This window comes from Streptomyces sp. NPDC003393 (genome assembly GCF_053589015.1).
The window spans coordinates 144,855-155,686 of record NZ_JBSFRB010000015.1; the positions used below are offsets into that span (position 1 = coordinate 144,855).

Here is a 10,832-nt window from a genome sequence, read left to right on the forward strand (position 1 = left end):
TTGCGGACGAGGCCGTTCAGGCCGAAGCGGGGGTCTGGGGCAGCCACCGGGGACGGTGACACCGACGCACGGCGCCTGAACATCCACGGCCCCACAGGCCCCGGCGCCCCTGGCGGAGCGCCCTGTAGCCTTGCCGCCCGTGACCGCAACGCTGATCTGGATCCTTGTCGCGCTGGTCGTCATCGGCCTGTACCTGAGCTGGACGGCGGGCCGGCTGGACCGGCTGCACGCGCGGATCGACGCCGCGCGTGCCGCGCTCGACGCCCAGCTGCTGCGGCGCGCGTCGGTGGCCCAGGAGCTGGCCACCTCCGGAGTGCTCGACCCGGCCGCCTCGATCGTGCTCTACGAGGCCGCGCACGCCGCCCGGCAGGCCGAGGAGGACCATCGGGAGGTCGCCGAGAGCGAGCTGAGCCAGGCGCTCCGGGCGGTCTTCGCCGAGACGCAGCAGGTCGACGAGGTCCGCGAGGCGCCCGGGGGAGAGGAGGCGGCACGCGAGCTGACCGAGGCGGTGCGCAGGGTCCCGATGGCCCGCCGCTTCCACAACGACGCCGTCGGGGCCGCCCGCAGACTCCGTGAGCACCGCAAGGTGCGGTGGTTCAGGCTGGCCGGTCACGCCCCGTTCCCCATGGCCTTCGAAATGGACGACGAACCGCCGGCGGCCCTGGCGGACCGGCCGTAGCCGTCCCCTGGGCCGCGCTGCCGGATGTTTCCGGCCAAGGGATGACCTGTGCCGTCCTGGCACACCGTGCGGATGCGTGCTGTGATCGTTTCCGGACGAAGCGGCTCGACGGGAGGGCGAGATGGCGATCGTGGTGACAGCGGGGACGGCGCGGGACCTGCTGGGACCGGCGCTGCGCGATCTGACCGCCTGGCTGACCGGACGACCCCTCGGGGGGCCCGGCGAGGTCGTCGTCGGCCACTCCGGGGCCCTGCGCGGCACGGTGTTCGCCTTCGTGGGCACCGAGGTGGTCGTCGAGGCGCTCATGGACGTCTCGATGATCCCGCCCGCCTGGCAGCCGTTCCACCTGGTCTGGATGGCCGTTCTCATCGACCTGACCCTGTTCTTCGCCGCCGTCACCCGGCGCCGTCCGCACCGGCTCACCGCCGGCGCCCTGACGATCCGCGCCGGGCTGTTCGACGAGATCGTGCTTCCGCTGAGCGCCGTACGGTCGGTCTCGCGCCGGACCGCGTCCGCGCCCGGCCGCGGCGTCCGGCCGGTGCCCGGCGGCGACGGCGACGTGGTGTGCACCGTCGCCGGGGCCGCCGACATCGCGGTGGCCCTCCGGGAGCCGGTGGAACTGCGGTTGCGGGACGGCTCGAGCCTCACCGCGCGTCGGCTGCTGATCTCCGCCGACGCGCCGATCACCGCCCACACCGCCCTGACCAGGGCCGTTCAGGAGTACGGGAGCCGGTAGGCGGGTGCGCGTCCGCGCGCACCCGAAACGGGTGCCGCGCGGAGAAAAGGATCCACAGGGTTCCCATTGGCCCTTGCCGTGGACTGGTCCATTCCCGTTTCCTCGTCGGTGCACCAAACCCTCTTTCACCGAGTGAGGTCACCCGTGTCCACCACGCTTTCCGACTCCGCCCAGACCCCCGAGACCGGCACTGCCCGGGTGAAGCGCGGCATGGCCGAGCAGCTCAAGGGCGGCGTGATCATGGACGTCGTCACGCCGGAGCAGGCGAAGATCGCCGAGGACGCGGGCGCCGTCGCCGTCATGGCCCTGGAGCGCGTCCCCGCCGACATCCGCAAGGACGGCGGCGTGGCCCGCATGTCCGACCCGGACATGATCGAGGGCATCATCGACGCCGTCTCCATCCCGGTCATGGCCAAGTCCCGCATCGGGCACTTCGTCGAGGCCCAGGTCCTTCAGTCCCTCGGCGTCGACTACATCGACGAGTCCGAGGTCCTCACGCCCGCCGACGAGGTCAACCACTCCGACAAGTGGGCCTTCACCACCCCCTTCGTGTGTGGTGCCACCAACCTCGGTGAGGCCCTGCGCCGCATCGCCGAGGGCGCCGCGATGATCCGCTCCAAGGGCGAGGCCGGCACCGGCAACGTCGTCGAGGCCGTCCGCCACCTGCGCCAGATCAAGGGCGACATCGCCCGCCTGCGCGGCCTGGACAACCACGAGCTGTACGCCGCCGCCAAGGAGCTGCGCGCCCCCTACGAGCTGGTCCGCGAGGTCGCCGAGCTCGGCAAGCTGCCCGTGGTCCTCTTCTCCGCCGGCGGTGTGGCCACCCCGGCCGACGCCGCGCTGATGCGCCAGCTCGGCGCCGAGGGCGTCTTCGTCGGCTCCGGCATCTTCAAGTCCGGCGACCCGGCCAAGCGCGCCGCCGCCATCGTCAAGGCCACCACCTTCTATGACGACCCGAAGATCATCGCGGACGCGTCCCGCAACCTCGGCGAGGCCATGGTCGGCATCAACTGCGACGTCCTGCCCGAGTCCGAGCGCTACGCCAACCGCGGCTGGTAAGCCGGGTCAGCAGCGAAGAGCAGCCGCGAGAAGGTTCCCTCACGCATGTCCAACGAAGCCCCTGTCATCGGCGTCCTGGCCCTCCAGGGCGACGTACGGGAGCACCTCGTCGCCCTGGCCGCGGCCGACGCCGTGGCCAGGCCGGTGCGGCGCCCCGATGAACTCGCCGAGGTCGACGGCCTCGTCCTCCCCGGCGGCGAGTCCACCACCATCTCCAAGCTGGCCGTCCTCTTCGGAGTGATGGACCCGCTCCGCGCGCGCGTACGCGACGGCATGCCCGTCTACGGCACCTGCGCCGGCATGATCATGCTGGCCGACAAGATCCTCGACCCGCGCTCGGGCCAGGAGACCGTCGGCGGCATCGACATGATCGTCCGGCGCAACGCCTTCGGACGGCAGAACGAGTCCTTCGAGGCCGCGGTCGACGTCAAGGGAGTCACGGGCGATCCTGTGGAGGGCGTCTTCATCCGCGCCCCCTGGGTCGAGTCCGTCGGCGCCGGGGCCGAGGTGCTCGCCGAGCACGACGGCCACATCGTCGCCGTCCGCCAGGGCAACGCGCTGGCCACGTCGTTCCACCCGGAACTGACCGGCGACCACCGCGTGCACTCCCTGTTCGTCGACATGGTGCGCGCCGACCGGGCACCGGAGTCCTTGTAGGATCTCTGGAGTTCGTTGCAGAGACGGGTTACGCGAAGGAGACAGGCAGATGTCCGGCCACTCTAAATGGGCCACGACGAAGCACAAGAAGGCCGTGATCGACGCCAAGCGCGGCAAGCTCTTCGCGAAGCTCATCAAGAACATCGAGGTCGCGGCGCGCATGGGCGGCGTCGACCTGGAGGGCAATCCGACGCTTTACGACGCCGTCCAGAAGGCCAAGAAGCAGTCGGTCCCGAACAAGAACATCGACTCCGCCATCAAGCGCGGCGGCGGTCTCGAGGCCGGCGGCGCCGACTACGAGACGATCATGTACGAGGGCTACGGGCCGAACGGCGTCGCGGTGCTCATCGAGTGCCTCACCGACAACCGCAACCGTGCCGCGTCCGAGGTCCGCGTCGCCATGACCCGCAACGGCGGCTCCATGGCCGACCCGGGTTCGGTGTCCTACCTCTTCAACCGCAAGGGCGTCGTCATCGTCCCCAAGGGCGAGCTGACCGAGGACGACGTCCTGGCGGCCGTCCTGGACGCGGGCGCCGAGGAGGTCAACGACCTCGACGAGAACTTCGAGGTCATCAGCGAGCCGTCCGACCTGGTCGCGGTCCGCACCGCCCTGCAGGAGGCCGGCATCGACTACGAGTCCGCCGAGGCCAACTTCGTCCCCTCCGTCCAGGTCGAGCTGGACGAGGAGGGCGCCAAGAAGATCTTCAAGCTGATCGACGCGCTCGAGGACAGCGACGACGTGCAGAACGTCTTCGCCAACTTCGACGTCAGCGACGAGATCATGGAGAAGGTCGGCGCGTAGCACCGCGCGGGTGCAGCGGAACACGGCGGGCCGGTGGGACACGTGACCACCGGCCCGTCGGCGTTGTCGGTGGCAGCCGTTAGCCTGGCGGACATCCGGAGATCACCGGCCGCGGACCGCGACCAGCCGTCGAGGAACCGCGACGGTGCTCGGCCAGGTCCGCGACAGCGGCGGCTGGGCTGCGAAGAGGGGAGGGGCGCGCGTGCGTGTACTGGGGGTGGACCCCGGGCTGACCCGCTGCGGAGTCGGCGTCGTGGAGGGAGTGGCGGGCCGCCCGCTCACCATGCTCGGCGTGGGCGTCGTCCGCACACCCGCGGACGCCGACCTCAGTCACCGCCTGCTCGCCGTCGAGCAGGGCCTCGAGCAGTGGCTGGAGGAGCACCGGCCCGAGTACGTCGCCGTGGAGCGCGTCTTCAGCCAGCACAATGTGCGCACGGTCATGGGCACCGCGCAGGCCAGCGCCGTCGCCATGCTGTGCGCCGCCCGGCGCGGCATCCCCGTCGCCCTGCACACCCCCAGCGAGGTCAAGGCGGCCGTGACCGGCAGCGGCCGCGCCGAAAAGGCACAGGTCGGCACCATGGTGACCCGGCTGCTCCGGCTCGCCGAGCCGCCCCGGCCGGCCGACGCGGCCGACGCCCTCGCCCTCGCCATCTGCCACATCTGGCGCGCCCCGGCCCAGAACCGCCTCCAGCAGGCCGTCGCCCGGCACACGGCCGCGGCCCCGGTTGAGGCCCCGCTCACGTCGAAAGGCCGTACGGCATGATCGCCTTCGTCAGCGGCACCGTCGCCGCGCTCGCCCCCGACTCGGCGGTCGTCGAGGTCGGCGGCGTCGGCATGGCCGTCCAGTGCACGCCGAACACGCTGTCGGCCCTCCGCGTCGGCCGGCCCGCCAAGCTGCACACCTCCCTCGTGGTGCGCGAGGACTCCCTGACGCTGTACGGCTTCGCGGACGACGACGAACGCCAGATCTTCGAGCTGTTGCAGACCGCCAGCGGCGTGGGCCCCCGCCTGGCGCAGGCGATGCTCGCCGTGCACTCCCCGGACGCGCTGCGCCGCGCGGTCGCCACCGGCGACGAGAAGGCGCTGACGGCCGTCCCCGGCATCGGCAGGAAGGGCGCCCAGAAGCTGCTGCTGGAGCTCAAGGACCGGCTGGGCGAACCGGTCGGCGCCCCCGCGGTGGGCGCGCCGGTCACCCAGGGCTGGCGCGACCAGCTGCACGCCGCCCTCATCGGCCTCGGCTACGCCACCCGCGAGGCCGAGGAGGCCGTGACCGCCGTGGCCCCGCAGGCCGAGGCCGCCGGGGGCACGCCGCAGGTGGGGCAGCTGCTCAAGGCCGCCCTGCAGACCCTGAACCGTGCCCGCTGACCCCACCACCGTTGAGGCGAACCACATGAACTGGGACGACACGACCGACACCCCGGCCGCCGAGCGGCTCGTCGGCCCCGCCGGGGAGCGGCTGGTGGGCCCGGCCGCCGACGGCGAGGACCAGGCCGTGGAGGCCGCCCTGCGCCCCAAGGACCTCGGCGAGTTCATCGGCCAGGAGAAGGTCCGCGAGCAGCTCGACCTCGTACTGCGCGCCGCCCGGGCCCGTGGCGCCACCGCGGACCACGTGCTGCTCTCCGGCGCCCCCGGCCTGGGCAAGACCACCCTGTCGATGATCATCGCCGCCGAGATGGGCGCACCCATCCGCATCACCTCCGGGCCCGCCATCCAGCACGCGGGCGACCTGGCGGCCATTCTGTCCTCCCTCCAGGAGGGCGAGGTGCTCTTCCTCGACGAGATCCACCGCATGTCCCGGCCCGCCGAGGAGATGCTGTACATGGCGATGGAGGACTTCCGCGTCGACGTGATCGTCGGCAAGGGCCCCGGTGCCACCGCCATCCCGCTGGAACTGCCCCCCTTCACCCTGGTCGGCGCCACCACCCGCGCGGGCCTGCTGCCGCCCCCGCTGCGCGACCGCTTCGGCTTCACCGCCCACATGGAGTTCTACGAGCCCGCGGAGCTGGAGCGCGTCGTGCACCGCTCGGCGCACCTGCTCGACGTCGAGATCGAGGGCGACGGCGCCGCCGAGATCGCCGGCCGCTCCCGCGGCACCCCCCGGATCGCCAACCGCCTGCTGCGCCGCGTGCGCGACTATGCGCAGGTCAAGGCCGACGGGATCATCACCCGCGAGGTCGCGGCGGCGGCCCTCGCGGTCTACGAGGTCGACACCCGCGGCCTGGACCGGCTGGACCGGGCCGTCCTCCAGGCACTGCTGAAGCTGTTCGGCGGCGGCCCCGTGGGGCTGTCGACGCTCGCGGTCGCGGTGGGGGAGGAGCGCGAGACCGTGGAGGAGGTCGCCGAGCCCTTCCTGGTCCGGGAGGGGCTGCTGGCCCGCACTCCGCGCGGCCGCGTCGCCACACCGGCGGCCTGGGCGCACCTCGGCCTGACCCCGCCCCGCTCGTCAGGGGTGGGAAACGGACAACAGGACCTGTTCGGGGCGTGAGGGCGATCCATTGGCCTGGGGAGGAACCCAGGTGCCATGCTGAGCGTTGTTCCATGCACGCGGACTCCCTTAGACTCCGCCGATGCCGCCCTTGTCGGCGGCACACATACCCCCAACCATCAGGCCGCTCACTTTCGCGGTCGTGTGAAGGAAGTACCGACCCGTGAGTCTCGTGACCCTCCTCCCGTTCATCGTGCTCATCGGGGCCATGTTCCTGATGACCCGGTCGGCCAAGCGCAAGCAGCAGCAGGCGGCCGCAATGCGGAACCAGATGCAGCCCGGAAGCGGTATCCGCACCATCGGGGGCATGTACGCGACGGTCAAGGAGGTCAATGACGACACGGTCCTCCTGGACGCCGGCCCCGGCGTGGAACTGCTGTTCGCCAAGAACGCCATCGCGACCGTCCTGTCCGACGACGAGTACAACCGCATCGTCCACGGCATCGAGCACGAGCTGAAGGCCGACGCCGACCTCGTTCCCGACGACGCCTCCTCCCTCACCGAGACCGACGAGCCCGCCGCCGACGCTTCCGACGACACGCCCATCGACCTCGGCAAGAAGGACGCGGCCGAGGAGCCGGCCGACGCCACCGCCGAGGCGAAGACGGACGAAGAGCCGAAGAAGACCGACGGCGAATCCGAAGTGAAGTAGTCACCGCCCAGGGCGCGCGGTACCGCCCGCGCGCCCTGGCACGTGTTTCACTTCCTGCGGGAGCCCGACACCATGTCATGGCCGCCCCCCGGTCCCACCGGCGCGGAGCGGCCCGAGAGGGAGTACGAGAAGGTGGCAGCACCTAAGAAGGGCCGGAGCGCGAGCGCCCAGAGCAAGCCGTGGCGCTCGCTGGCCCTCATCCTGATCGCCATCGTGGCGCTCACCGGAGGCATGTTCGCCTCCGGTAACACCACGCCGCGTCTCGGCATCGACCTGGCCGGCGGTACGAGCATCACACTGCGGGCGGTCCCCGAGCGCGGTCAGGAATCCGCGATCAACAAGACCAACATGGACACGGCCGTCAACATCATGGAACGCCGTGTCAATGGTCTTGGTGTCTCGGAGGCCGAGGTCCAGACCCAGGGCAACGACAACATCATCGTCAACATCCCCAAGGGCACGAACTCCAAGCAGGCCCGGGAGCAGGTCGGCACCACCGCCAAGCTGTACTTCCGCCCGGTTCTGGCCACCGAGGTGTCCGCCGGTGCCGCCGCCAGTCCCTCCCCGAGCGCCTCCGGCAAGCCCGGCGACAAGGCGACGGACAAGGCGACGGACAAGGCCGGCGACAAGGCGACCTCCACCGGCTCCGCCACCCCCTCGGCGCCCGCCAGCCCGCAGGGCCGCGCCGTCACCGACGGCCTGAAGGCGGACGCCACCCCCTCCGCGGGCGGCACGGCGTCCGGCACCCCCAAGGCCGCCGCCAGCCCGTCTCCGTCCGCGAGCGGCGGCACCTCCGACGACGCCACCGCCAAGCTCCAGGCCCAGTACGCCGCGCTGGACTGCTCCAAGGAGGACGTCCGCGCCACCGCCGGCAAGGGCGTCAAGTCCACCGAGCCGACCGTGGCCTGCGGCCAGAACTCGCAGGGCCAGTGGCAGAAGTACGTCCTCGGCCCCGCCGCCGTGGACGGCACGGACGTGAAGGAGGCCCAGGCGGTCTTCAACACGCAGAACGCCTCCGGCTGGACCGTCACCATGGAGTTCACCGGCAAGGGCGCCAAGAAGTTCGCGGACATCACCGGCAAGCTGGCTCAGAACCAGTCGCCGCAGAACCAGTTCGCGATCGTCCTGGACGGCAACGTCGTCTCCGACCCGTACGTCAGCCAGGCGCTGACCGGCGGCAGCGCGGAGATCTCCGGCCGCTTCACGCAGGATGAGGCGCAGAGCCTGGCGAACATGCTGTCCTACGGCGCCCTGCCGCTGACCTTCAAGGAGGACAGCGTCACCACCGTCACCGCCGCGCTCGGCGGCGACCAGCTGCACGCCGGGATCGTCGCGGGCGCCATCGGCCTCGCCCTGGTCGTCCTCTACCTGCTGGTGTACTACCGCGGCCTGTCGATGATCGCCGTCGCCTCGCTGCTGGTCTCCGCGGTCCTCACCTACGTGATCATGTCGCTGCTCGGCCCGGCCATCGGCTTCGCGCTGAACCTGCCGGCCGTGTGCGGTGCGATCGTCGCCATCGGCATCACCGCGGACTCGTTCATCGTGTTCTTCGAACGCATCCGGGACGAGATCCGCGAGGGGCGCTCGCTGCGCCCCGCCGTCGAGCGCGGCTGGCCCCGGGCCCGGCGCACCATCCTGGTCTCCGACTTCGTGTCGTTCCTGGCCGCCGCGGTGCTCTTCATCGTCACCGTCGGCAAGGTCCAGGGCTTCGCGTTCACGCTCGGCCTGACCACCGTGCTCGACGTGGTCGTCGTCTTCCTGTTCACCAAGCCGCTGATGACGGTCCTCGCCCGCAGGAAGTTCTTCGCACAGGGTCATCGCTGGTCCGGCCTGGACCCCAAGAGCCTGGGAGCCAAGCCGCCGCTGCGCCGCACCCGCCGTCCCTCCGGTCCTGCCGCCGGCCCCGTCGAGACGAAGGAGGCGTGAGCGATGTCGAAACTCGGCAACCTCGGCGCCCGACTGCACCGTGGCGAGGTCGGCTACGACTTCGTCAAGAACCGCAAGATCTGGTACGGCATCTCCATCCTGATCACCATCACGGCCATCCTGGGCCTGGCGGTGCGCGGCCTGAACATGGGCATCGAGTTCCAGGGCGGAGCGGTCTTCACCACGCCGAAGCACATGAGCACCTCGGTCAGCCAGGCCGAGACGTACGCGGAGGAGGCCTCCGGCCACGACGCGATCGTGCAGAAGCTCGGTGACGGGAGCCTGCGCATCCAGATCGCCGGCATCGACACCGCCAAGTCCGACCAGATCAAGGACGAGCTGTCCAAGGACCTGAAGGTCGACGCGGAGCAGATCAACGCCGACCTGGTCGGCCCCAGCTGGGGTGAGCAGATCGCCAACAAGGCCTGGCAGGGCCTGGCGATCTTCATGATCCTGGTCGTGATCTACCTGGCGATCGCCTTCGAGTGGCGCATGGCGCTGGCCGCGCTGGTCGCCCTGATCCACGACATCACGATCACCAGCGGCATCTACGCCCTCGTCGGCTTCGAGGTCACCCCCGGTACGGTGATCGGTCTGCTGACGATCCTCGGTTACTCGCTCTACGACACGGTCGTCGTCTTCGACAGCCTCAAGGAGCAGACCAAGGGCATCACCCGGCAGACCCGCTGGACCTACAGCGACCTCGCCAACCGTTCCATCAACGGCACGCTGGTGCGTTCGATCAACACCACCGTGGTCGCGCTGCTGCCGGTGGCGGGCCTGCTGTTCATCGGCGGCGGCGTGCTCGGCGCGGGCATGCTCAACGACATCTCGCTGTCGCTGTTCGTCGGCCTCGCCGCCGGTGCGTACTCCTCGATCTTCATCGCCACGCCGCTCGTCGCCGACCTCAAGGAGCGCGAGCCGCAGATGAAGGCCCTGCGCAAGCGGGTCCTGGCCAAGCGGGCGCAGGCCGCCACCCAGGGCGAGCCGGAGGCGGACCGGTCCGCCGAGTCGTCGTTCGACGACGACCCCGAGGACGCCGCACCCGCCGTCGTCGGTCCGCGCGACCAGACCGCCGCGCGCAGCCGGGGTCGTGGCCGCCCCTCGGGGAAGCGCCGGTGACCGCGATGACCGATGTGCAGGAGCTGCTGCTCAGCCGCATCCGCGAGGTGGCCGACTATCCGGAGCCGGGGGTGATGTTCAAGGACATCACCCCGCTGCTGGCCGACCCGGCGGCGTTCACCGCGCTGACCGACGCCCTGGCCGGCATCGGCACCCGGCAGGGCGCCACCAAGGTCGTCGGCCTGGAGGCCCGCGGCTTCATCCTCGGCGCCCCGGTCGCCGTCCGCGCGGGCCTCGGCTTCATCCCTGTGCGCAAGGCGGGCAAGCTCCCGGGAGCCACCCTCCGCCAGACCTACGACCTGGAGTACGGCTCGGCGGAGATCGAGGTGCACGCCGAGGACCTGGCCGCCGGCGACCGCGTCCTGGTCGTCGACGACGTCCTCGCCACCGGCGGCACGGCGGAGGCCTCCATAGAGCTCGTCCGCCGCGCGGGCGCCGAGGTCGCCGGTGTGGCGGTCCTGATGGAACTGGGCTTCCTCGGCGGCCGCGCCCGCCTGGAACCGGTCCTGGCGGGCGCCCCGCTGGAGTCCCTGCTGACGATCTGACGCGCGAGGGCGGACGGATCCGCGCAAAGGCCATGTGAAGCGCAGGACACCGCGAGGCGGGCTCCGGAGGAATCCGGCGGTCCGGTGGTGGCGGTGCTGTCCGGCGGCAACGTGGATCCGGTACTGCTGCAGCGGGTGCTGCGGCACGGCATGGCCGCGCAGGTCCGCT

General features: G+C 71.3%; 12 protein-coding genes. All 12 read left to right on the forward strand.

Going from position 1 to position 10,832, the window contains the following annotated elements:
- The first annotated feature begins 130 nt into the window (after nucleotides 1-130).
- Entirely contained in the window at nucleotides 131-679 is a 549-nt protein-coding gene (locus ACWDUZ_RS17515) for a hypothetical protein (protein WP_451632684.1), read from the forward strand.
- 121 nt (nucleotides 680-800) lie between these two features.
- A complete protein-coding gene (locus ACWDUZ_RS17520; protein ID WP_451632685.1) occupies nucleotides 801-1,415 on the forward strand; it encodes a hypothetical protein in 615 nt (204 codons plus the stop codon).
- Between the two features lie 210 nt (nucleotides 1,416-1,625).
- Entirely contained in the window at nucleotides 1,626-2,474 is an 849-nt protein-coding gene (gene pdxS / locus ACWDUZ_RS17525) for a pyridoxal 5'-phosphate synthase lyase subunit PdxS (RefSeq protein WP_451632696.1), read from the forward strand.
- Between the two features lie 45 nt (nucleotides 2,475-2,519).
- Nucleotides 2,520-3,131 (forward strand): pyridoxal 5'-phosphate synthase glutaminase subunit PdxT, encoded by a 612-nt coding sequence (gene pdxT, locus ACWDUZ_RS17530; RefSeq protein ID WP_451632686.1) that lies wholly within the window; start codon nucleotides 2,520-2,522, stop codon nucleotides 3,129-3,131.
- A 49-nt stretch (nucleotides 3,132-3,180) separates the two neighbouring features.
- Nucleotides 3,181-3,933: a YebC/PmpR family DNA-binding transcriptional regulator gene (locus tag ACWDUZ_RS17535; RefSeq protein ID WP_451632687.1), complete on the forward strand. Its 753-nt coding sequence runs from the start codon at nucleotides 3,181-3,183 to the stop codon at nucleotides 3,931-3,933.
- A gap of 202 nt (nucleotides 3,934-4,135) precedes the next feature.
- Entirely contained in the window at nucleotides 4,136-4,696 is a 561-nt protein-coding gene (gene ruvC, locus ACWDUZ_RS17540; RefSeq protein ID WP_451632688.1) for a crossover junction endodeoxyribonuclease RuvC, read from the forward strand.
- Nucleotides 4,693-5,298 (forward strand): Holliday junction branch migration protein RuvA, encoded by a 606-nt coding sequence (gene ruvA / locus ACWDUZ_RS17545; protein ID WP_451632689.1) that lies wholly within the window; start codon nucleotides 4,693-4,695, stop codon nucleotides 5,296-5,298. Before ruvC ends, ruvA begins: the two co-directional genes overlap by 4 nt.
- A gap of 25 nt (nucleotides 5,299-5,323) precedes the next feature.
- The gene (gene ruvB, locus ACWDUZ_RS17550; RefSeq protein WP_451632690.1) at nucleotides 5,324-6,418 is read left to right on the forward strand and encodes a Holliday junction branch migration DNA helicase RuvB; all 1,095 of its coding nucleotides are present in this window, start codon (nucleotides 5,324-5,326) and stop codon (nucleotides 6,416-6,418) included.
- 163 nt (nucleotides 6,419-6,581) lie between these two features.
- A complete protein-coding gene (gene yajC, locus ACWDUZ_RS17555; RefSeq protein WP_451632691.1) occupies nucleotides 6,582-7,070 on the forward strand; it encodes a preprotein translocase subunit YajC in 489 nt (162 codons plus the stop codon).
- 132 nt (nucleotides 7,071-7,202) lie between these two features.
- Nucleotides 7,203-8,996, forward strand: coding sequence for a protein translocase subunit SecD (gene secD, locus ACWDUZ_RS17560; protein ID WP_451632697.1), 1,794 nt, complete (start codon nucleotides 7,203-7,205; stop codon nucleotides 8,994-8,996).
- A 3-nt stretch (nucleotides 8,997-8,999) separates the two neighbouring features.
- The gene (gene secF / locus ACWDUZ_RS17565) at nucleotides 9,000-10,118 is read left to right on the forward strand and encodes a protein translocase subunit SecF (protein WP_451632692.1); all 1,119 of its coding nucleotides are present in this window, start codon (nucleotides 9,000-9,002) and stop codon (nucleotides 10,116-10,118) included.
- A gap of 5 nt (nucleotides 10,119-10,123) precedes the next feature.
- A complete protein-coding gene (locus tag ACWDUZ_RS17570; protein WP_451632698.1) occupies nucleotides 10,124-10,663 on the forward strand; it encodes an adenine phosphoribosyltransferase in 540 nt (179 codons plus the stop codon).
- The last annotated feature ends 169 nt before the right edge of the window (nucleotides 10,664-10,832 follow it).